This is a genomic window from Agromyces bauzanensis (assembly GCF_014645655.1).
GTDB lineage: Bacteria > Actinomycetota > Actinomycetes > Actinomycetales > Microbacteriaceae > Agromyces > Agromyces bauzanensis.
Genome location: NZ_BMMD01000001.1, coordinates 228,142 through 249,201, shown reverse-complemented (window position 1 = coordinate 249,201; position 21,060 = coordinate 228,142). Strand labels below are relative to the sequence as shown.

21 protein-coding genes are annotated in these 21,060 nt (G+C 70.8%); 7 read left to right on the top strand and 14 right to left on the bottom strand.

Annotated features, from left to right (window positions below; genetic code table 11):
- The first annotated feature begins 20 nt into the window (after nt 1-20).
- On the top strand, nt 21-449 hold the full coding sequence (locus tag IEX31_RS01210; RefSeq protein WP_188741600.1) for a cupin domain-containing protein: 429 nt from the start codon (nt 21-23) through the stop codon (nt 447-449).
- Between the two features lie 30 nt (nt 450-479).
- On the opposite strand, the gene prfB is transcribed toward IEX31_RS01210, so the two are convergent.
- Entirely contained in the window at nt 480-1,586 is a 1,107-nt protein-coding gene (prfB, locus tag IEX31_RS01205; protein WP_188741599.1) for a peptide chain release factor 2, read from the bottom strand.
- Between the two features lie 70 nt (nt 1,587-1,656).
- On the opposite strand from prfB, the gene IEX31_RS01200 reads away from it, so the two are divergent.
- Nucleotides 1,657-2,928 carry an MFS transporter gene (locus IEX31_RS01200; protein ID WP_188741598.1) on the top strand — a complete coding sequence of 424 codons (1,272 nt, stop codon included), beginning with the start codon at nt 1,657-1,659 and terminating at the stop codon, nt 2,926-2,928.
- A 10-nt stretch (nt 2,929-2,938) separates the two neighbouring features.
- Here the strand turns inward: IEX31_RS01200 and IEX31_RS01195 are convergent, their stop codons facing one another.
- On the bottom strand, nt 2,939-3,898 hold the full coding sequence (locus IEX31_RS01195; protein WP_188741597.1) for a hypothetical protein: 960 nt from the start codon (nt 3,896-3,898) through the stop codon (nt 2,939-2,941).
- A 533-nt stretch (nt 3,899-4,431) separates the two neighbouring features.
- Here IEX31_RS01195 and IEX31_RS01190 point away from each other — a divergent pair.
- Both IEX31_RS01190 and IEX31_RS01185 read left to right on the top strand, forming a co-directional pair.
- A complete protein-coding gene (locus IEX31_RS01190; protein ID WP_188741596.1) occupies nt 4,432-4,620 on the top strand; it encodes a hypothetical protein in 189 nt (62 codons plus the stop codon).
- A gap of 330 nt (nt 4,621-4,950) precedes the next feature.
- Nucleotides 4,951-5,604 carry a hypothetical protein gene (locus tag IEX31_RS01185; RefSeq protein ID WP_188741595.1) on the top strand — a complete coding sequence of 218 codons (654 nt, stop codon included), beginning with the start codon at nt 4,951-4,953 and terminating at the stop codon, nt 5,602-5,604.
- Nucleotides 5,605-5,607: 3 nt separating this feature from the next.
- Here IEX31_RS01185 and IEX31_RS01180 read toward each other — a convergent pair whose 3' ends face one another.
- The 10 genes from IEX31_RS01180 to IEX31_RS01135 all read right to left on the bottom strand — a co-directional run bounded on the left by IEX31_RS01180 (nt 5,608) and on the right by IEX31_RS01135 (nt 12,856).
- Nucleotides 5,608-6,057 (bottom strand): pilus assembly protein TadG-related protein, encoded by a 450-nt coding sequence (locus IEX31_RS01180; RefSeq protein WP_188741594.1) that lies wholly within the window; start codon nt 6,055-6,057, stop codon nt 5,608-5,610.
- Nucleotides 6,054-6,500 carry a hypothetical protein gene (locus tag IEX31_RS01175; protein WP_188741593.1) on the bottom strand — a complete coding sequence of 149 codons (447 nt, stop codon included), beginning with the start codon at nt 6,498-6,500 and terminating at the stop codon, nt 6,054-6,056. The genes IEX31_RS01180 and IEX31_RS01175 overlap by 4 nt, the downstream gene beginning before the upstream one ends.
- Nucleotides 6,475-6,828 (bottom strand): TadE/TadG family type IV pilus assembly protein, encoded by a 354-nt coding sequence (locus tag IEX31_RS01170; RefSeq protein WP_229662016.1) that lies wholly within the window; start codon nt 6,826-6,828, stop codon nt 6,475-6,477. The genes IEX31_RS01175 and IEX31_RS01170 overlap by 26 nt, the downstream gene beginning before the upstream one ends.
- A gap of 32 nt (nt 6,829-6,860) precedes the next feature.
- Nucleotides 6,861-7,040 carry a hypothetical protein gene (locus IEX31_RS01165; protein ID WP_188741592.1) on the bottom strand — a complete coding sequence of 60 codons (180 nt, stop codon included), beginning with the start codon at nt 7,038-7,040 and terminating at the stop codon, nt 6,861-6,863.
- A 54-nt stretch (nt 7,041-7,094) separates the two neighbouring features.
- A complete protein-coding gene (locus IEX31_RS01160; RefSeq protein ID WP_188741591.1) occupies nt 7,095-8,042 on the bottom strand; it encodes a type II secretion system F family protein in 948 nt (315 codons plus the stop codon).
- The gene (locus tag IEX31_RS01155) at nt 8,030-8,893 is read right to left on the bottom strand and encodes a type II secretion system F family protein (RefSeq protein ID WP_188741590.1); all 864 of its coding nucleotides are present in this window, start codon (nt 8,891-8,893) and stop codon (nt 8,030-8,032) included. Before IEX31_RS01155 ends, IEX31_RS01160 begins: the two co-directional genes overlap by 13 nt.
- A complete protein-coding gene (locus IEX31_RS01150) occupies nt 8,890-10,122 on the bottom strand; it encodes a TadA family conjugal transfer-associated ATPase (protein ID WP_425549679.1) in 1,233 nt (410 codons plus the stop codon). Before IEX31_RS01150 ends, IEX31_RS01155 begins: the two co-directional genes overlap by 4 nt.
- A gap of 127 nt (nt 10,123-10,249) precedes the next feature.
- Nucleotides 10,250-11,035 carry a sulfite exporter TauE/SafE family protein gene (locus IEX31_RS01145; RefSeq protein ID WP_188741589.1) on the bottom strand — a complete coding sequence of 262 codons (786 nt, stop codon included), beginning with the start codon at nt 11,033-11,035 and terminating at the stop codon, nt 10,250-10,252.
- 72 nt (nt 11,036-11,107) lie between these two features.
- On the bottom strand, nt 11,108-11,410 hold the full coding sequence (locus IEX31_RS01140; protein ID WP_188741588.1) for a rhodanese-like domain-containing protein: 303 nt from the start codon (nt 11,408-11,410) through the stop codon (nt 11,108-11,110).
- A 9-nt stretch (nt 11,411-11,419) separates the two neighbouring features.
- Nucleotides 11,420-12,856 carry an MBL fold metallo-hydrolase gene (locus IEX31_RS01135; RefSeq protein WP_188741587.1) on the bottom strand — a complete coding sequence of 479 codons (1,437 nt, stop codon included), beginning with the start codon at nt 12,854-12,856 and terminating at the stop codon, nt 11,420-11,422.
- Between the two features lie 217 nt (nt 12,857-13,073).
- On the opposite strand from IEX31_RS01135, the gene IEX31_RS01130 reads away from it, so the two are divergent.
- On the top strand, nt 13,074-14,747 hold the full coding sequence (locus IEX31_RS01130) for an alkaline phosphatase D family protein (RefSeq protein ID WP_188741586.1): 1,674 nt from the start codon (nt 13,074-13,076) through the stop codon (nt 14,745-14,747).
- A 46-nt stretch (nt 14,748-14,793) separates the two neighbouring features.
- Here the strand turns inward: IEX31_RS01130 and IEX31_RS01125 are convergent, their stop codons facing one another.
- Nucleotides 14,794-15,918 carry an aminopeptidase P family protein gene (locus tag IEX31_RS01125; protein WP_188741585.1) on the bottom strand — a complete coding sequence of 375 codons (1,125 nt, stop codon included), beginning with the start codon at nt 15,916-15,918 and terminating at the stop codon, nt 14,794-14,796.
- A 191-nt stretch (nt 15,919-16,109) separates the two neighbouring features.
- Between IEX31_RS01125 and IEX31_RS01120 the strand changes: the two genes are divergently transcribed.
- Both IEX31_RS01120 and IEX31_RS01115 read left to right on the top strand, forming a co-directional pair.
- Nucleotides 16,110-17,345 carry a cation:proton antiporter domain-containing protein gene (locus IEX31_RS01120; protein ID WP_188741584.1) on the top strand — a complete coding sequence of 412 codons (1,236 nt, stop codon included), beginning with the start codon at nt 16,110-16,112 and terminating at the stop codon, nt 17,343-17,345.
- Between the two features lie 95 nt (nt 17,346-17,440).
- A complete protein-coding gene (locus IEX31_RS01115) occupies nt 17,441-18,118 on the top strand; it encodes a hypothetical protein (protein ID WP_188741583.1) in 678 nt (225 codons plus the stop codon).
- Here the strand turns inward: IEX31_RS01115 and IEX31_RS01110 are convergent.
- Nucleotides 18,115-21,018, bottom strand: coding sequence for an arylsulfatase (locus IEX31_RS01110; RefSeq protein ID WP_188741582.1), 2,904 nt, complete (start codon nt 21,016-21,018; stop codon nt 18,115-18,117). The genes IEX31_RS01115 and IEX31_RS01110 overlap by 4 nt on opposite strands.
- Nucleotides 21,019-21,060 lie beyond the last annotated feature (42 nt).

Here is a 21,060-nt window from a genome sequence, read left to right as displayed (position 1 = left end):
TGCGCCGATACAGTGGCTTGGTGACTGATTACCAGGTGCTGGAGATGGGCGGACTCGACGAGTGGCGGGAGCACTTCGGTGGCTTCCGTCCCACGACCTCGCGCGACGGTCGACGCGTCGTCGATCACGACCTCACGATGCAGTACATCGGCATGACCGCGAACGCATTCGAGCCGGGCGAGGAGGCGGGCTACTGGCACACGCACCACCGCGTCGAGGAGCTGTACGTCTTCCTCGCCGGACGTGGCCAGATGGGCCTCGACGACGAGGTCGTCGACGTCGGGCCCGGCACCGTCGTGCGAGTGGGCCAGGGCGTCTGGCGCACGTGGCGTTCGGTGCCCGACAGCCCCGAGCAGCTGCGCTGGCTGTGCATCCGTGCCGGGGGCCACGAACTACCGCACCTTCCCGACGACGCCACGCGCGACGAGGAGCGTCCGTCGCCCTGGTGAGCGCGCTGCGCACCGCGCGTCAGCCGTGCGTCAGTCCTGCTTGCGCTTGCGCCACTTGATGCCGGCGGCGATGAACCCGTCGAGGTCGCCGTCGAACACCTGGCTCGGGTTGCCCACCTCGTACTCGGTGCGCAGGTCCTTCACCATCTGGTACGGCGCGAGTACGTAGGAGCGCATCTGGTCGCCCCAGCTCGCGGTGATGTTGCCCGCCATCTCCTTCTTCTGGGCGGCCTCCTGCTCCTTCTGCAGGAGGAGCAGGCGCGACTGCAGCACGCGCATGGCGGCGGCGCGGTTCTGGATCTGCGACTTCTCGTTCTGCATCGACACGACGATCCCCGTGGGCAGGTGGGTGAGGCGCACGGCGGAGTCGGTCGTGTTCACCGACTGGCCGCCGGGGCCCGACGAACGGAAGACGTCGACCCGGATGTCGGACTCGGGCACGTCGATTTCGCCGGCCTCCTCCATGAGCGGGATGACCTCGACCGCGGCGAAGCTCGTCTGCCGTTTGCCGGCGGCGCCGAACGGGCTCATGCGTACGAGCCGGTGCGTGCCGGCCTCGACCGAGAGCGTGCCGAACGCGTAGGGCGCGTCGATCTCGAATGTCGCCGACTTGATGCCGGCCTCCTCGGCGTAGCTCGTGTCCATGACGGTGGCCTTGTAGCCGTGCTGCTCGGCCCAGCGCAGGTACATGCGCATGAGCATCTCGGCGAAGTCGGCGGCGTCCACGCCGCCGGCGCCGGCACGGATCGTGATGACGGCAGGGCGGTCGTCCCACTCGCCGTCGAGCAGCGTCTGCACCTCGAGGTCGCCGATGGTCTGCTGCAGCGCGGCGAGCTCGGTGCGCGCCTCGGCGGCGCTCTCCTCGTCGCCCATCTCGTTCGCGAGCTCGACGAGAACCTCGAGGTCGTCGAGCCGAGAGTCGATGCTCTTCACCCGGGCGAGCTCGGACTGCCGGTGGCTGAGGGCGCTCGTGACCTGCTGGGCCTTCTCGGTGTCGTCCCAGAGGTCGGGCGCGCCGGCCTCCCCGGAGAGCCGGGCGATCTCGGCCTCGAGGGCGTCGACGTCGACGACGGCACGGATGTCGCGGAAGGTGGAGCGCAGCGCGGCGATCTCCTGCGTGAGGTCAAGATCCAACATGGCGTCACCAGCCTAGTGGCCCGCGCTGGGCGCGACCTGCGCGGTCGACCCAGGTGTACCGTCGAGGGTGATGACCGACTCGACGCCCTCGTTCTCGTGGCGCTCGATCATCCTCCCGGCTTACCTGCCGACCTTCATCTTCTCGTTCGGCGAAGGCGCGCTCATCCCGGTCATCCCCGTCGTCGCGACGGAGCGGGGCGCCTCGCTCGCGATCGCCGGCCTCATCGCGTCGATGCTCATGGTCGGCGAACTCGTGGGCGACCTGCCGGCCGGATGGCTCGTCGCCCGCATCGGCGAGCGCAACGCCATGATCGGCGCGGCGATGCTCGCGGTCACGGGCGCCCTCATCGCCGTCGTCTCCCCCACGGCACTCGCGCTCGGCATCGGCGTCTTCCTCCTCGGTCTCGCGACCTCGGTCTTCGGGCTCGCACGCCACGCGTTCCTCACGAGCTACGTGCCGGCACGCGTGCGGGCGCGGGCCCTGTCGACCCTCGGCGGCGTGTTCCGCGGGGGCTGGGCGGTCGGCCCGTTCGCCGCGGCGGCGATCATCGCGTGGTCGGGTTCGCCCGAGCTCGTGGTGTGGGTGCTCGTCGCCGCATGCTTCGCGGTGGTCATCGTGCTGCTGCTCCTGCCCGACCCCGAGCGCACCTTCGGGGCGGCGCGGATCGTGCGGTCGGCATCCGTCGGCGCGCTCACCGAGGGCGAGGCCGAGGCGGATGCCGCGTCGCACGGCGTGTTCCGCGCGATCGCCGCGAACCGCGCGGTGCTCGCCCGCGTGGGCACTGGCGTCGGGTTCCTCGGCGCGGTCCGCGCGAGCCGCACCGTGATCCTCCCGCTCTGGGCGGTATCGATCGGCATGCAGGCCGACACCGCCTCGCTCGTGATCGGCATCGCGGCCGCGATCGACTTCGGGCTGTTCTACGTGAGCGGTCAGGTCATGGACCGGTTCGGGCGGCTCTGGGGAGCGATCCCAGGTCTCATCGGGCTCGGCGCCGGGCACATCCTGCTGGCCTTCACGCACGACGTGTCCGACAACGACGTCTGGTTCGTGGTCGTCGCCGTGCTGTTCGGCATAGCGAACGGGCTCACGAGCGGCGTGCTGCTGACGCTCGGCGCCGACCTCGCACCGAAGGGCAACCCCGCGCCGTTCCTCAGCGCGTTCCGCACGATCGGCCATGCGGGTCACGCGGTGGCGCCGCTGCTCATCTCCGCGATCACCTCGGTCGCCTCGATCATGGCGGCGAGCGCGGCCGTCGGCGTGCTGGGCTTCGCGGGCGCCGCGATCCTCTGGCGGTACGTGCCGCGCTACGTGCCCCGCCGCCCGCGCGACACGCACGACTGAGGCGAGCGGTTCACTCGAGCTCGGCGAGCGCCGCCTCAGCCGCCTCCACGTCGCCGCGCGCCCGGTCGACGGCGACCGCGGCCTTGGCGCGCACCCGCTCCGCCTCGCGCTCGTCACGCTCTGCCTCGGCGATCTCGGCACGGAGTTCCTTCAGCCTCGCCTCGAGATCGTGGCGCTCGTCGCGGAGCTCGTCGGCGTTCCACTCGGCGGCCTGCAGCTGGTCCTCGGCATCGGCGAGCGCACGCTGGGCCGCCTCGGCGCGGTCCCTGGCATCGCGAAGGTCGGCTTCGGCCTGCCTGCGGGCCGCGCGAATCCGCTCGTCCTGCGCATCCTGCTCGGCCTGCTCGCGGGCGGCGCGGCGCTCGCCCTCGTCCACCGACTTCGCCGCTCCGGCTCGCACCGTACGTCGGTCCGATCGTGCGGGACGCTCGGCCCGCCGTTTCGAGGGGGCGGCGGATGCCTCGCCGGCGACGGCGCCGTCGAGCTCCACGGGTTCGAACCCGACGGCTTGCAGGCTCCGCACGAGCCTGCCCGTGTCCAGCGCCTGCGACGCGGCCTCGTCGACGGTGGCTGCGATCAGCGTCTGCTCGACCTCGTCGAGCACGGCACGGGAGGGAGAGCGGTCCGCGGCATCCGCGAGTTCGATCGCCTGCTGCAGGAGGGCCGTGAGCAGCCGCCGCCGCTCGCCGCCGATGCGGGTGAGCGCCCTGCCGTCGCCCGCGGCCTGCGCCTCGCGCAGTTCCTCGCCGAGGTCGTGCAGCTCGTCGAGGTCGTCGGGGTGTCGCCGCACGAGCTGGTTCGCGATCCACGCGGCGGGCGACGGCTTCTTCAGCTCGCCGATGCGGTCGCCGAGCGCCCGATCGCCGGCGGCCCTGGCGTCCTTCGCCAGGGCGTTCCGAACCGCCGTGAACTCCTCGGGCACGAGGGCGTAGAGCTCGTCGGCTGCGGCGGTGAGCGCGTCGGTCGCCATGCGCTCCATCATGGCGGGCGGGCGCGTCGGCCGCCGGTGACGCCGCGCCGCGGCATCCCGATGCCCCCGTTCCTGGGGGCGGCCGCGAACGGGCAGTGGCGACCTGGGTCCATGTCTTCGCGCTCGCAGGCCTCGTCGCCGCCCTCGCGGCCGGCGCCGCGCTCCTTCCCCCGCCCGCCCACGCCGCCGAAGGCAACGTGCACCTCACGGCACGGTGGAGGGCATCGGCGAGATCGGGTTGTCCGAGGGGCACTACACGCCCTCGAATCCCGACTTCAGTGCGGGTGCCGCCACGGTCGCGCAGGGCGGTTCCACCGACTGGTGGGTTTACGAGCCCCGCCCACGATCGAGTTCGAGTATCGAATCGTCGAACGGGGCGCACCCACGAAGTACTGGTTCGTCGGCAAGGCGAACGTCGACTCGGGCGACTCGGCGACCGCCTCGTGCTCGATCCTGCGGGAGAAGCCCGACGGCAGCCGCGTCTGGGTCGACCGGGCATCTGGTGGTTCTCCTCCCCGCACGCGACCTTCAAGGTGCATTCCCAGACCTGGGCGACCGTACGCGCGGTCATCGAGCCGACGAGTTCCGAGTACGACGAGATCGCGCTCGCGGGCGGCACGTTCAACCCCGAGAACACCGATGTCGTCGTGAACGGCGCGACCAGTGTCCGCATACCTCAGGAATACCGAAGGGGGCGTCGCGCGAGTCACGCGGACGGGTAGTCGTTGCTCAGTCCGACGGGAGTGATGCTCAAGTCGGCACGGGACATCCGGCTCAGCGCGGACTGCTCGGCGTCAGGGGGCGAAGCACGCTACGGCGAGAATGACCGCCTGCGACGCGAAGACGAAGCCGCCGATGATGATGGCGGCGAGCGAGCCGAATCGACCCTCCGTTTCCTGAGGACGACACGCGGGCGACGACTCAGACTCGCCAGATGACTCCTGAAAACGGAGGCGTGTCGCCCCGCACTGCTGCGCGGGATGTGTCAAGCCGTCGGGTAGATTCGGCTTGAGGGCCGTGGCCCCGAGGCACAGAGAGCGGAGTCACTGCGGATGGAACGACCTGACCCGGAGCAGCCCACCGCGAGTGACACGGACGCCATGGTGAACCGGATCGTCGCAGGCGAGCTCGAGTCGCTGCGGCAGGCGTTCGGTGACGGCGCCGAGTTCGCGGTCGCGGGTGCGGACGCGAGCAAGGACCGCGAACGCGTGCTGCATCGCCTCGAGTGCCCCGTGCTGGAGCCGCATCTCGATCGTCACTCGCGATGGGACGACCGGCATCGCTCGCGGCTGGCCGGCGACCCCGACTTCCGGCTGCCCGTGCCGGTGCTCATGACCCGGGAGTCCGCTCAGCACCTCGACGGCGTGCGCAGCTGCAAGATCTGCTGGCCCAACGTGCACGGCACCGACCCCAAGCCCCTGCGGCAGTTGCAGGCGAAGGGGCTGCGCCCGCACCACGTGGGCCACATGCTCTCGTCGGAGGACGGCGCCTCGCTCGGCACCATCATCCGTTCGGCGCTGCAGAGGGAGCCGATCTTCGACGGGCGCCCGCGTGACGAGGTCGAGGTCGTCACCTCGTGGCGCACGCTCTACTACGCCCCCACCGAGCCCGTCTACATCTGGGACCTCCCGACCGACGACGTGGCCATCGAGCGGAAGATCCGGTTGTTCCAGCTCCTCGGCTCGGGGCTGACGCAGATCAACTGACCCTCAGTGGAACACCGACCGCGCCGTGACGGTCACCTCGATCGGCACGACCATCGGCACCAGTTCGGTGTCGATCGGTGCCCGCCACGCCGAGCGGAGGGTGACCGTGGCGCTGCGTCCGTCGTCGGATGCCGCGCGCACGAGTTCGACGTCGTCGAGACCGGATGCCGCATCACCGAGGTACGCCGAGACGGCGGCACGCACCTCGGCGTCGTCGAGCTCGACCGCGAGCCGGTCGCCGTCGACCCGCACGGCGTCGAGCTGCCACGCCTCCGCCCCGGCGAGCGCGGCCCCGTCGGCGATCGTGAGGAGCCGCTTGCGTTCGAGGTACAGCGTGGTCGCCGAGGCCACCACGAGCACGATCGCGAGGCCGAGCACGCAGTACGAGATGGTCAGCAGCAGGGTCGATCCCCCATCGTCGCCGCCGAAGCGCGAGCGCAGGCCGGCGATCACGGTCGCACCCCCGCGAACCGCGACACGGTCTGCGTCGCGGTCGCCTCGACCGGCACGCTCGCGATCGTCGAGAGCGACAGCACGTCGGGCACGAGCGGCAGCTCCACGCGGGCGACCACCGAGACCCTGACCCTCGCCCCTGGTTCGAGGCAGTCGGCGCGGTCGCAGGCGACGCTGACGGATGCCGCGGCCGCGTCGATGCCGTAGTCGGCGAGCGTGATGCGCACCGCACGATCGACCGCGGCATCCGATGCGTCCGTGTCGGCCGCGAGCACGGCGACGCGGGCAGCCTGCCGCGCGGCACCCTCGACGCCCAGCGCGCCGGCCTGCACGGCGGCGACCGCGAGCACGAGGTAGACGAGCGGCACGAGCAGGATGACGCCGACCGTGAGGAACTCGAGCGACGCCGAGCCGTCTTCAGTCGACCGTCTCGACCGCTGCATGGCCCGAGACCTCCAATGCGCGCTCGGGTCCGAGGAGGCCGACGACGGGGAGCGTCGTCCGCACCGTCACCTGGATCGCGGGGATCCCTCCGATCGACGTCGACGTCGCGCTGACGCCGTCGGCGTAGTCTGCGGAGATGGCCGCGGCGATGAGGTCCTGCGTGCGCGCTACGCCGTCGGCGGCGGACGAACCAGCGAGCGCCGCGTACCTCGCGCCCTCTGCGGCCGCATCGAGGAGCGTGTTGCGTACGTGCAACGCCAGCGCGAGCTGCACCACCGCGAGGGCGAGCACCGTCAGCAGCACGCCCACGAGCGTGAACTCGGCCACGGCCGACCCCCGCTCGTCCCGGATCAGGATGGTCAGAACCCGAGCACCCGGCTGATCGCCTGGTCGAAGACGCCGCTCAACGCGGGCCCGGCGAGACCCCAGATCACGATCACGAGCCCGGCCGTCATGAGCGTGATGAGCACCCAACCGGGCACGTCGCCGTGTTCCTCGCGCAGGCGCTCGATGATCCGGTTCGGCATGGTCATGGTCATTCCTCTCGTCGGTACACCTTCGGGTGTGTCGATGGTTCATCGTGCGGGCCGGCATCAGAAGCCCGCCTGGAGAACGAGGTAACCCGGGAACAGGGCGAAGGCCACCGTCACGGGAAGGATCAAGAAGATGAGCGGCACCAGCATCGCGATCTCCTTGCGGCCGGCGAGCTCGATGATGGTGCGCTTCGCCTCTTCGCGCGCATCGCCCGCCTGGGAGCGCAGTACGGTCGCGAGCGGCGCGCCCCGATCGAGTGCGCCCAGCACCTGGTCGAGGGCACGAGCGAGCGCCGGATGGTCGAGTTCGTCGCGGAGGTCGGCGAGCGCGCGCCCGAGCGACGCCCCGGCGCCGACCGAGGTGACGACGCGTGCGAACTCGCCGGGCAGCTCACCGGAACCGGCCGTCGCGACGCGTCGGATGGCGTCGAGCATGCCCTCGCCCGCGGTGAGGCTCAACGTGAGGAACTCCAGCACCGTGGGCAGTTCGGAGGAGATGCGGGCGAGCCGTCGACGCGCACGTCGCTGCAGCATCCAGTCGCGCACGACTGCGCCGAGCGCCGCCGACACGAACGGGAAGGCGATCCGCACCATCGCCGGCATGGCCGTGAATGTCGGCACGACGAGCGCGAGTGCCGAGGCGACCGCGAACGCCCCGGCAGCCCATGCGAGTTGCTCGCCGCGGAAGCGTTCGACCGATGCCGACGAACCGGCCTGGCGCAGGCGCCTGGCGACCGCCTCACCGCCGCCCAGCCATGCCGAGAGGAACGAGCGAAATCGACGAGCGGCGGGCATCACGACGAGGCCGAGCACCGGGGTGGGATCCGCAGATCGGCGGGCGAGCAAGGCGCGCGCCTCGGGCGAGAGGTCGGCGACGTACGGTGCGACGCGCTCCATGAGGCGGGGGCGTCCGATGCGCGGCACCGCGGACGTGACGAGCCAGAGCCCGATCCCGAGGACGATGCCCAGGGCGATGCCGAGCGGCGACACCGCACTCAGCGGAACCATCTTCGCTCCTCCGGGAGGCGTCCGAGCGCTATCATCGCGCGGTAGGCGACGAGCGTGACGGCGACGCCGACCACGATCAGCATGCTCCCAGCCGCCGAGTCGTAGGCCTCGAGCGTCTCGGGGCGCGAGGCGAGTATGAGCAGGAGCAGCCAAGGGGCGGCGACGCCGAGCCGCGCCGCGTTCCGGATCCACGACTGGCGGGCGACGACCTCCGCGCGAAGTGCGGCATCCTCACGCAGGTAGCCGGCGAGTCCCCGCAGCACCGCGGTGACGTCGCTGCCCCCGACCTCGCGTGCCATCCGCAGCGTCTCGAGGATGCGGTCGGCGGTCGGGTCGGCGAGGGCGGACTTCAGCCGGTCGAGGCAGAGCGTGAAGTTGGCGTTCTGGCGGTAGTCGGCGTCGAACTCGGCGAACGCGGCCCTGGTCGGCGCCGGCCCGAGCCCGCCGAGTGCGGCCACGCTGTCGGGCAGCGACATCCCCGCTCGCACCGATGCGACCAGGTGATCGACGACATCGGGCCAGACCGCGCGATTGGCAGCGCGGCGCCGCTCGGCGCGGGCGCTCGCGAGCATCGGCACGATCGACGCCCCGAGCACCGATGCGACGACCGTGAGCACCGGCACCTGGAACACGGCGTGCGCGAGCGCCCCGACGAGCATGCCGAGCGCGCCGCAGACGATGGCGACGACGGGCAGCGGCACGGCACCGAGTCCTGCAAGCGAGAGGACGTCGCGAACAGCGGCGAGCGCTCCATTCCGCTCGGAGCGCGTGTCCGCCCGCGCCGGCCACAGCAGCGGCGAGAGCACGAGGAGCACGCCCAGACCGAGCACGGCGCCCAGCATGAGGCTCATGCGACGGCCCGTCCGAGCACGATCTCGGGGTCGAGCCCTGCAGCCGCGTATTTCTCGAGGCGCACGGGTCGTGCGCCAGTCGGCTCGAGAGCGCCTCGGCGACGGTCGAAGATCGCCTCGGCGACGATGGCGGAATCCGTCGTCGCTCCCGTGACCGCCGCGATCTCCATCACGCGGCGCGAGCCGTCGCGCTCGATGCCGAGGTGCACCACGACGTCGATGCAGCTCGCGACCGTCGGAACGACGAACGACGCGTCGATGTTGCGTCCGGCCAGGAGCGGCAGTGTGCACAGCTTCACGAGCGCGTCGCGCGCGGTGTTGGCGTGGATGGTGCACATGCCCGGCAAGCCGGAGTTCAGGGCGATCAGGAGGTCGAGGCTCTCGGCCTCGCGCACCTCCCCCACGACGAGCCGGTCGGGGCGCATGCGCAGCGCCTCCTTGATGAGGCGGCGGAGCGTGATCTCACCGGTGCCCTCGAGACTCGCCTGGCGGCACTGCATCGCCACGACGTCGCGCACGCCGAGCTCGAGCTCGAACGTCTCCTCGACCGTCACCACGCGATCGTCGAGACGCGCCGACGACATCAGGGCATTGAGCATGGTCGTCTTGCCGGTATGCGTCGCCCCCGAGACGAGGATGTTGGCGCCGGCGAGCACGCTCATGCGCAGGAACTCCGCTGCCTGCCGGGTGAGCGAGCCGAGCTCGACGAGCTGGCCGAGCGTGCGGATGCTGCGATGGAACTTGCGGACGTTCACCGCCCAGTGCGCCCGCGTGACGTCGGGAATGGCGACGTGCAGCCGCGAGCCGTCGGGCAGGGACGCGTCGACGAAGGGCGACGACAGGTCGACCCGGCGACCCGAGTGCTGGAGCATCCGCTCGACGAGCTCGCGCACCTCGCGGTCGGAGAGCACGACCGTGGTGAGCTCGGCGACGCCGTCACGCGCGACGAACACGCGCGTCGGCGCGTTGATCCAGATCTCCTCGACCGTCGGGTCGTCGAAGAACGGCTGCAACGGTCCGTAGCCGGTGATGGCCGCCACGACGTCGCGTGCCGTGCCCGGCTCGTCGCCGAGCTGCGCGTGCGCACCGGCGAGTGCACGCTCGCTGTACCGCCGCACCTCCTCGTCGGCATAGCGGGCGGCGAGCGCGCCGTCGCCGATGAGATCGACCCCGTCGCGGAGCACCCGCGTGCGCACCCGCTCGGCGATCGTGCGCACGGGGTCGGTCATGCGCACCATATTGGCGGCGAGCGGATGCCCCGCCGCGGACTTATCCACAGGCTGGCGCGCCAGCGGGCCCACTCCGTCGCGCACTCCAGGTGCGAGCCGCGGCAGGATCGACCTGCTGCGCGGTCGGTCAGCCGCCCGAGAAGAGGGCGACCAGCGCGGGCGCCTCCTGGAAGATGACGAACCCGCCGACGACGAGCACGAAGATGCCGAAGCCCTTGCGCAGCGCGGTCTCGGGGACCTTCCCGGCCAGGGCCGAGCCGATGAACGAGCCGGCGATCGCGATCGCTGTGAAGGCGAGCACCACCGGCCAGTCGAGCTGCACGCTGAGGAGGTAGCCGCTCAGGCCGGCGAACGACTTCATCGCGATGACCAGCAGCGACGTGCCGACCGCGACCGCCATGGGAAGTCCGCCCAGGAGGTTCAGGGCCGGAACGATGAGGAATCCGCCTCCGGCGCCGACGAGCCCGGTGGCGATGCCGACCGCGAATCCGTCGAGGAGGATGCGCGCCACCGGCAGCGTTCGCGGTTCGCCGGTCGGGTCGGCCGTCTTCCTGCGGCCGCGGATCATGGCGGTCGCCGTGGCGATCATCATGATGGCGAACAGGACCATGAGGACGGGGCCGGGGATGTAGCCGCCGAGGATGCCGCCGAGGAACGCGCCGGCCATCCCGGCGGCGCCGAAGATGAGGCCGGTCTTCCACCGCACTCGTCCGGCGCGTGCGTGCGAGAAGACGCTCACGGCGCTGGTGACCCCGACGATGAACAGGGATGCCGCGATCGCCTCCTTGGGGCCCATGCCGAGCACGTAGGTGAGGATCGGCACGGTGAGGATCGACCCGCCGCCGCCCATGAGCCCGAGCGCCACGCCGACGAGCACCGCGAGCAGCAGCGCGATGACGAGTCCGATTTCCATGTACCGACTTCCGTGGGTGTTCAGCGGCGTGGCCCGCGACCGTGAGGTGCGGGCCACGCTGCGGGGAGGGTGTCACCGATCGACAGGCAGTCCCGCCCGGGACCAGGCGATCATGCCGCCCTCCATGTTGTCGACGCGGAAGCCGGCGGTCTTCAGGACCTCGGTCGCCTGACGCGATCGGTTGCCCGACCGGCAGATCGCGATGACCGGCCGAGCGCGGTCGATCTCACCCAGCCGCGACGGCAGCGTGCCGAGCGGGATGTTCTTCGCGCCCGGAACCATGCCCTCGGCGACCTCGTGGATCTCGCGTACGTCGATGAGCTGGTCGGCGCCGCCCAGGCGCTCCCGGACCTGTGCGACGGTGATGTCCGCCATGGTCGCCTCCTATGCAGCCTTCGAAACGGGGGATGCCTCGGTGACCGGCACATTGCCGGGAACCCGGGTCCAGCCGAGGTACGAGCCGTCGAGCTCGACGACGTCGTATCCGGCGCGGCGCAGGGCACTGGAGGCGACGCTGTTGCGCACGCCGCTCTGGCAGTAGGTGACGATGGTGCCGTGCTCGGGCAGCTCATCGGTGTGCCACATCACGCGACCGCCGCTGAGCTGGGCGGCACCGGGCAGGTGCCCTTCCGCGTACTCGGTCCGGTTGCGTACGTCGAGGAGCAGGTCGTAGTCGAACCCGGGGAGCTCCTCGGGCTGCAGCAGCCTGGGTGCGACCAGGTCCACGCCCTCGAGCGAGGCGATGAACCCGGCGACGGAGTCGATGCCGACGCGCACCAGATGGTCGCGCAGCTGCGTCGCCTCGTTCACGTCGGCGGCCAGGAGCACGAGCGGTCGCTGCTCGACCTCGGGGTCGACCACCCACGCCCCGTAGCTCGCCGCCTTGGCGATGCCCGGGATGTTCAGCGATCGGGCGACGGTGCCCTCGTGCACGGCCGTGTTGTGCCGCGTATCGACGAGGATGACCTCGTCGGCGGCGAGCTCGGCGCGCAGCCGCTCGGGCGTGTACTCGGCGAGTTCGTCGGACTCGCCGATGACCGCCGGTCCGACCTTGTTCTGCACCTTCATCCGCGCGAAGTAGGCGTGCGCGTCGGGCTGGCCACTGAGCAGCTCGTCGACGAATCCCTGCTCGTCGTTGTCACGCAGGTACCCGCTCCACCAGGAGAACGCCCGCTCGTATCCGACGGTCGACGATGCGATCGCGCCGAGCGCCTTGCCGCACGCGCTCCCGGACCCGTGCGCGGGTAGCACCTGGACGTAGTCGGGCAGGGTGAGGAACCGGTTGCGCAGGCTCACGAAGAGATCGTGCGCGCCGCGGAAGCGAGTGTCGACGCCACCCGCGGCCTCATCCAGCAGGTCGGGACGCCCGAGGTCGCCGACGAAGACGAAGTCGCCGGTGAGCATGAAGCCGGGCTCCTCTGCCTGGGCGCCGTCGGTCACGAGGAACGACAGGTGCTCGGGGGTGTGACCCGGCGTATGCACCGCCGTGACGGCGATGTTGCCGAGGGTGATCTCGTGCCCGTGCTTCATGCGAACGGCGCCGTCGAAGGCGGGGCCGTAGGTCCAGTCGGGGCCGCCCTCGTCCGACACGTACATCGTCGCGCCGGTCCGTGCCGCCAGTTCCCGCGTGCCCGACAGGTAGTCCGCGTGGATGTGCGTCTCGGTCACCGCGGTGATCGTCATGCCGTTCTTGCGCGCGAGCTCGAGGTACACGTCAAGGTCGCGACGCGGGTCGACCACGATCGCCTGGCCTTTCGCCTGGCAGCCGACGAAATAGCCGGCCTGGGCGAGGTCCTCGTCATAGATGCGTTCCAACAGCATGTCGGCTCCTTGTCTCAAGATCGCGAGTCGATGGGCGACGAACTCATCGACGTCGATACCCTAGGGGTATCACTCATAATACCCCCCGGGTATCGAGAGTTGTCAACTCGGCCGCGTCGACGGCACGCGTCTGGCGTGACGAAGCCCCTCGTGACGGGGCACCGCCGCCGCGTCAACCCGTGGCCACGCCGCCGGTTCGCGCGATAGAACGGAATCCATGTCAGCATCGCCCCTCGTACTCGGCCCGATGCTGCGGTACGTCGACGAGACCTCCGCCAGCGTCTGGGTCGAGACGCGCGCGGACTGCCGGGTGAGCGTCCACCGCGACGGGCGCACGTGGCACGCCCGCACGTTCGCGGTGCACGGCCACCACTACGCCCTCGTCGAGCTCGACGGCCTCGAGCCCGGCACGGAGCACCCGTACCGCGTCGAGCTCGACGGGGAGCAGGCGTGGCCGGAGCCCGAATCCGAGTACCCGCCACCCCTGATCGTCACGCGAACGCCGGGCCGACCGCTGCGGATGGCCTACGGCTCCTGCCGCACGAGCGTGCCGCACGACCGCTCGGGCAACCGCACGCACGGTGTCGACTCGATGCGCACGTTCGCCTCGGCGATGGCGGCCGGCCGCGACATCCGACCCGATCTGCTGCTCTTCCTGGGCGACCAGGTCTACGCCGACCTGACGTCGAAGGAAATGCAGGAGTTCATCCGGGCCCGGCGTGACATCCGCAAGGAACCCGGCAAGGAACTGAAGGACTTCGAGGAGTATGCGCACCTCTACTGGCTCGCCTGGTCGGATGAGGCGAACCGGTGGCTGCTCTCGACCGTGCCGACCGCCATGATCTTCGACGACCACGACGTGCGCGACGACTGGAACGCCTCGCTCGACTGGAAGAAGAGGATGGAGGCCACCTCGTGGTGGCACGGCCGCATCGTCGCGGGCCTGGCGTCGTACTGGGTGTACCAGCACCTCGGCAACCTGTCGCCGAAAGAGCGCGCCGACGACGAGCTGTGGCAGCGCGTCGCTGCGCACCACGGCACCGAGGAACTCGACCTCAGCGAGGCACTCGACGCGTTCGCCGACCGGGCCGATCAGGACCCCACGAGCTTCCGCTGGAGCTACTCGCGCGACGTCGATGACGTGCGCCTCATCGTGGTCGACTCGCGGGCCGCGCGCGACCTCACGCCGTCCGCCCGAGGGCTGCTCGACGCCGAGGAGCTCGCGTGGTTCGACGACCGGCTGCGCGGCGGGTTCCGGCACGTGATGGTGGCCACGTCGCTGCCGTTCCTCCTGCCCATGGGCCTGCACCATGTCGAGGCGTGGGACGAGGCGATCGCGCAGGGCGCGTGGGGAAGGGCGGCTGCCTGGGTCGGCGAGCGACTGCGGCAGGCCGTCGACCTGGAGCACTGGGCGGCGTTCCAGGACAGCTTCCAGGCGGTGGCCCGCATGGTGACCGAGGTCGCCGACGGCGAACGCGGCCCGGCCCCACAAACCGTCACGTTCCTGTCGGGCGACGTGCACTTCTCCTATCTCGCCGAGGTCGAACGCGAGGGCGGCGGGCGCATCCTGCAGTCGGTCTGCTCGCCCGTGCGCAACCCGCTCCCCCGCTTCCTGCGCTGGTTCGCGGTGGTCATGTCGTACGGCGCCGCGACCCCGGTGGGCGCGGCGGCCGCGCGCTCGGTGAAGGTTCCAGATGCCCCGTTCCGCTGGCACACCGTGAAGGGTCCGTGGTTCGACAACAACCTGGTCCTGCTGCAGGACGGACCCGACGGACTGAAGCTGACGTGGCACACCGGCGTGGTGGTGAGCGACGACGAGCTGCACCCGAAACTCGAGGAGGTGGCATCCGTCACCGTGCCCGCCGTCAGCGGCGCACCGATCGAGTCATGACGGCCGGCCCTCTGAGAACCGAAGAGGCGAGACCGCGGGCCGCCTCCTATTCGACGATGTGGAGGCCGTGGTCGGAGTTGTTGAACCGCTCGCCGCCCGTGTCGGTGACCGTGACGATGTCCTCGATGCGCACACCGAAGCGCCCGGCGAGGTAGATGCCCGGCTCGATCGAGAAGCACATCCCGGGCCGGAGCGGCTGCTCCTCGCCTTCGACCATGTACGGCGGCTCATGGGTGGTCACGCCGATTCCGTGGCCCGTGCGGTGGATGAACGCCTCGCCGTACCCCGCGTCGGTGATCACCGCCCGGGCAGCCCGGTCGACCTCCTGGCACGGCACTCCCGGACGCACCGCCTGGAACGCCGTCTGCTGCGCCCGCCTGACGATCTCGTGCACCTCCCGCACCAGCGCAGACGGCTCGCCGACGCAGACCGTGCGGGTGGTGTCCGACCCGTAGCCGTGCATGAGGCCGCCGAAGTCGAGCACGACCGCATCGCCCTGCTCGATCACACGATCGCCGGCCTCGTGATGCGGGTTCGCCCCGTTGGGGCCCGAGCCGACGACCGTGAAGTCGACCTGCTCATGCCCGAACTCGCGCAGGAGCGCGTCGAGGTCTGCCGCCACCTCCGTCTCGCGCCGGCCGGCGAACCGCACGTTCACGATCTCTCCGTAGGTCGCGTCGGCAGCGGCGCCCGCCATCGCCAGACGAGCGAGTTCGTTGGCGTCCTTGATCGCGCGCATCATGGGCAGGCCCTGGCTCGACGCCCGGTACCGGGTGTCGGGCAGGGTCGACTGCAACCCGAGCAGGTGCATCGCCCACGCCGAATCCGAGATCCCGAACCGCCCCTCGTGGCGCAGCAGTCGAGCGGCCGACTCGTAGGGGTCCGCTCCGTCGACCCAGTCGACGATGGCCACGCTCGCGGCGCCCTCGGCGGCCTCGGCATCGGGTCGCTCGAGCACGGGCACGAGCAACGTCGGCTGCACGTCGGGCGCGAGGGCCAGCATGGTCAGTCGCTCCGTTATGGCGGTGGGGCGGTAGCCCGTGAGCCACGCCAGGTCAGGTCCGGGCGTCACGATGACGCCGTCGAGTCCCGCCGCGAGCGCATCGTCGACCGCGCGAGCCATCCGGGCCGCGTAGTCGTCGCTCGTGAACGGGATGGGTGCCGAGCTCATCGGTCGATTCATCATGGGCCTCCGTGCCGACATGCTCCCACCGCACCGCACCGCCCGTCGGGGCGAAGGTCCCGACCTGACGGAGCGACAGGACCAATGGCCCCTCTCTCCCGTCGACCCACAGAGATGCTGAGACCACCTCGGCATGGGCGCCGTGCGGTCACAGCGACGACGCAGTGAGGCAGGTGGGAATGGACGCGGTGGCGGTGCTGCTGGTGCTGGCGGCGATCTTCCTCTGGGGAACCGTCGCGGCTCGGTTGGAGCGAGCCGACCTCGCCGCACCGATCGTCTTCACGGCCCTCGGCGCGGGCCTGGTGGGCCTCGGGCTGGTCGACGCCGGCGCGGCGCCGGAGACGCTGAAGCCGCTGGCCGAGATCGCCTTGGTCTGGGTGCTCTTCTCCGATGCCGCACGAGTGCGCGTCCAGGACCTGCGCGCCGACCTCGGCCGGTACTCCCGCCTGCTCGGCATCGGCCTGCCCCTCACCATCCTCGCCGGGTGGGGGCTGGCGAGGTGGCTCTTCCCGGAGCTCGACGGCTGGCTCGCGCTGCTGGTCGCCGCGGCGCTCGCCCCCACGGACGCGGCGCTCGGCGTGCCTGTTGTGACGAACCCGGCCGTGCCGTCGCGGATACGACGGCTGATCACCGTCGAGAGCGGCCTGAACGACGGCATCGCGACGCCCGTCGTGATGTTCGCGATCGCCGGTGCGGCGGCCGTCGAGGGCGTGGAGGGCGCAGCGGGCCTCGCCACGGCCCTCGCGCAACTCGCGATCGGCGCGCTCATCGGCGTCGTGATCGGCGGAGCGGGCGGCGCCCTGTTGCGCCTGACACGCCGCATGGGCTGGGTCGCCGAGGACTTCGCCGGGATCGCCGTCCTGGCGCTCGCCCTCGTCTCCTACGTGCTGGCCGTCGTCGTCGGCGGCAACGGATTCGTCGCGGCGTTCTGCGGCGGGCTCGCCTTCGGCGCGACCGCGGGGCGTCGCGGCCGGGCGGAACTGGTATTCCTCGAGCAGGCCAGCGGCCTGGTCTCACTTCTGGTCTGGCTGGCCTTCGGTGCGATCGCGATCCCGATTCTCCTGGACCGCCTCAGCCCGGCCCTGGTGCTGTACGCAGTCCTGAGCCTCACCATCGTGCGGATGCTCCCGGTCGCGATCGCGACGATCGGGTCGGGCCTCGACCGCAACACGGTGCTGTTCGTGGGCTGGTTCGGTCCGAGGGGGCTCGCATCGTTGGTATTCGCCCTGCTCGCGCTGGAGGAACTGGGCGAATCCGACGCCGCCCTCGCCGTCACCGTCATCGCCGCCACCGTATTCCTCAGCGTCGTCGCGCACGGCGCCAGCGCGGCACCCCTCGCGGCACGGTACGGCCGTGCGGAGGCGGCACGCGGACCCGAGCCGGGCGGCGCGGTCGCCGACGTGGCCGTGCGCTGACTCCCGCGTCGTCATCCCGAGGCGCCCATGCTCGACGACACTGCGTCGCCGACTCACGACGGAAAAGGCGGAGAAGAGGAGGGCTGAGGAGCGTCATGACGGATGATCTCAGTGCAGGAGCGACCGAACCCCCGGTTGCGACTCCACCCTTCTGGCGGACACGGCGCGGAGCGGCGCTTGCGGGAATCGCGTTCGCCCTCCTGCTCATGGCGGCGATGATCCTCCTGCGCCTCGCGGCATCGGAAGGCGGATTCGAGGAGTTCCGCTCGGATGCCAGGCGGAGGACCCTCATCCTGTGGGGCCTCAATCTGGTGCCGTTCGCGGGCATCGCGTTCCTGTGGTTCATCGGAGTGGTGCGCGAGCAGCTGGCCGAGATCGAGGATCGGCTCTTCTCGACCGTCTTCCTCGGCAGCGGCCTGCTGTTCCTGGCGATGTTGTTCGTCGGAGCCGTGACGTCGGTCAGCATGCTGGAGATGGTCGCGAGCCCGAATGCGAACGCCGATCTGTGGGCGTTCAGCCGCAGCAGCACCCAGACGATCGTCTCGGTGTACGCGATGCGGATGGCGGCGGTCTTCACCCTGTCGGTGAGTTCGGTCGGGCTGCGGACCTCATCCGTGCCCCGCTGGGTCTTCTACCTCGGCTATCTCGTCGCGCTGGTGCTGATCCTCGCATCCGGCGAGCGCGAGTGGACCCCGCTGCTCTTCCCCGCGTGGGTCCTGCTCCTCAGCATCGTCATCCTGTTCACCCACCCCGGGCGACGCAGAACGCGCTAGCCCGCTGCACCCGAGCCGACCCCGGCTGCGCCGGCGGCGTGGTGCAGCTGCTGCTCGACCGAGTGCGGCGCGGGCTTGAGGTCGAACACGACCGTGCGCACGTCGCCCGTGAACGCGTACGGCGCCCGGTCCTTGTAGGCGGCGTCGACGACGAGGCCGTTATCGCGCCCGATGTCCATGCCGGAGTACGAGCTGAACGCGACGGGCACGGTGCGGTCGATGCGGCCCTCGCCGATCTTCGTGCCGTTCGCCCACAGCGACGCCGTTCCGCCGGTGCCCGGCTTGACCTCGTCGGCGTCGAACTGCATCCGCACTGCGACCTCGCCCGTCGGCAGCGGCTCGGTCGACACCTGCCGGTACTGCTCGACGCCCAGCATCGAGTAGGTGTGGTGCAGGAGCCCGTCGCCGTCGACCCAGAGCGCGAACCCGCCGATCTCGTCGGCGTTCGCGACGATCACGCCCTCCGCGCCGCCCTCGGGCACGACTAGTTCGCCTTCGATGGCGTAGGAGCGCCCGTAGATGCGGGGGATCATGCCGCGCTGCACGTTCTGGACGTCGCCGTGGAAGGTGAACCGGGTCGTGGTGGGCAGCGGCGGGAGGATGCCGAAGAAGACCGACATGCCGCCGAGCAGGGGCAGGACCCTGTTGCGCTCGGCCTCCTGCCAGAAGAGTTCCTTCAGCTCGGCGAGCTTCTCGGGCTGCTCGGCGGCGAGGTCGTGCGCCTGAGTGAAGTCGTCGGGGAGGAAGTAGAGCTCCCAGGTGTCCTGCTCGGGGTCGTACACGCCCGGTGCGAGCTTCGCGATGGTCGCGGGTGAGAAATCCCACGGGATCCGGTCGAGCCGGGCGCAGGCCCACCAGCCGTCCTTGTAGATCGCGCGGCAGCCCATGGACTCGAAGTACTGCACCGTGTGGCGCTCCGCGGCGGCCGCATCGTCGAAGGTGTGGACGAAGCTCGTGCCGTCCATCGGCTCCTGCTCGATGCCGTCGACGGACTTCGCCTCGGGCAGCCCGACCGCCTCGAGGATGGTCGGACCCACGTCGATCACGTGCGTGAACTGCGAGCGAAGCTTTCCACCCCCGGGGATGCGGTCGGGCCACGCGACCACCATCGGGTTGCGCGTCCCGCCGAGGTGGCTGCCCGTCTGCTTGCCCCACTTGAACGGGGTGTTCCCCGCCCAGCCCCACGCCGCGGCGTAGTGCGGTGCCGTGTCGACGCCGCCGAGCTCCTCGATGCCGCCGTGCCGGTCGATCAGCTCGAGCTGCTGTTCAGGCGTCAGCGGAACTCCGTTGAGGAAGGTGAGCTCGTTGAACGACCCCGTGATGGTGCCCTCCATGCTCGCGCCGTTGTCGCCCCAGATGTAGAAGATGAGCGTGTTGTCGAGGTCGCCCATCTCCTCGATCGAGTCGATGAGCCGCCCGACGTTCCAGTCGGCGTTCTCGGAGTAGCCCGCGAACACCTCCATCTGTCGTACGTAGAGCGTCTTCTCCGCATCCGACAGCGAGTCCCACGCGGGGAACAGGTCGGGCCGCTCGGTGAGCTCGGCGTCCTGCGGCACGATGCCGAGCTCCTGCTGCCGCGCGAACACCGTCTTCCGGTACTCGTCCCAGCCGGCGTCGAACTTCCCCTTGTAGCGGTCGGCCCACTCGGATTCGACGTGGTGCGGGGCGTGCGCGCAGCCGGTCGAGTAGTACATGAACCAGGGCTTCTCGGCGTCCTGCGCTCGCACCGCGTGCAGCCACTCGACGGCCTTGTCGGTGATGTCGTCGGGGAAGTAGTACTGCTTCCCGTCGGCACCCTCCGGGACGCCGATTGTCGCGTTGTCCTGCGTGATGATCGGGTCGTACTGCCCCGCGGCGCCGCTCAGGAAGCCCCACCAGTGGTCGAAGCCCCAGCCACTCGGCCAGCGATCGAACGGGCCGGCCGCGCCCTGCACGTTGTCCGGCGTGAGATGCCACTTGCCGAAGCCGCCCGTCACGTACCCGTTGTCCCTGAGCACCCGGGCGACGGGCGCGCAGCTCTTGGGCACGGCGGCCGTGTAGCCGGGGAACGGTCCGGGGTACTCGGCGATCGAGCCGAAGCCGACCCGGTGCTGGTTGCGCCCGGTGAGAAGCGCCGCTCGCGTCGGCGAGCAGATCGCCGTGACGTGGAATCGGTTGTAGGTGAGGCCCATTTGCTGCACGCGCGTCATATTCGGCGTGTCGATCGGTCCGCCGAACGTGCTCGGGTTGCCGAAGCCGGCGTCGTCGATGAGCACGACGAGCACGTTCGGGGCGCCCGCGGGTGGCTTCGGCGTCATGACGACGGTCCAGTCCGCGACGGACTTGTCGATGGTGCGGCCGGCCGTGCCGCCGAATGACGGGTCCTTCAGCGGCAGCACGGTGCGGTCGGGCGCGAACTTCCCGGCCGCCTCGGCGAGCGACTCCTTCAGCCGGGAGATGCTGCGGCCGTCGGACTGCGCGATCGACTTCGCCGGCGATCCCGGGAGCGCCTGCTCGACCGCGAGCCGGTGCTCGTCGTGGAACACGGCGACGATGCCCGCCCGCCCGGGCGGCAGGTTCGCGCCGATGCTGTCAGCGATCCCGCTCTTCAGGCGGTGGTCGGTGAAGACGCCCGCCAGGGCGCCGCCAGCCGCACCGACGGCGATCGCGGGGATCAGGGCCGGCGCGAACAGACCCACCGCGAGTCCGACACCCGCGCCCCAGCCAGCACCCCTGCGACCGAGGTGGTCGCCCGTGTCGGCGACGGTCACCTCGCCGTCGGCCTCGTGCACCACGAGGATCGCGCCCTCGATCCGCACCGTCTTCGCCCTCACGAGTTCGACCAGCGCGTCGAAGTCCCGTCGGGCCGTGTCGATGTCCGGATATCCGGCCACCAGCACGTCCATTGCACGCTCGTCCATGTCATCCCCCTCGAATGTCCTCGCCGCGCGACACGTCCTGCG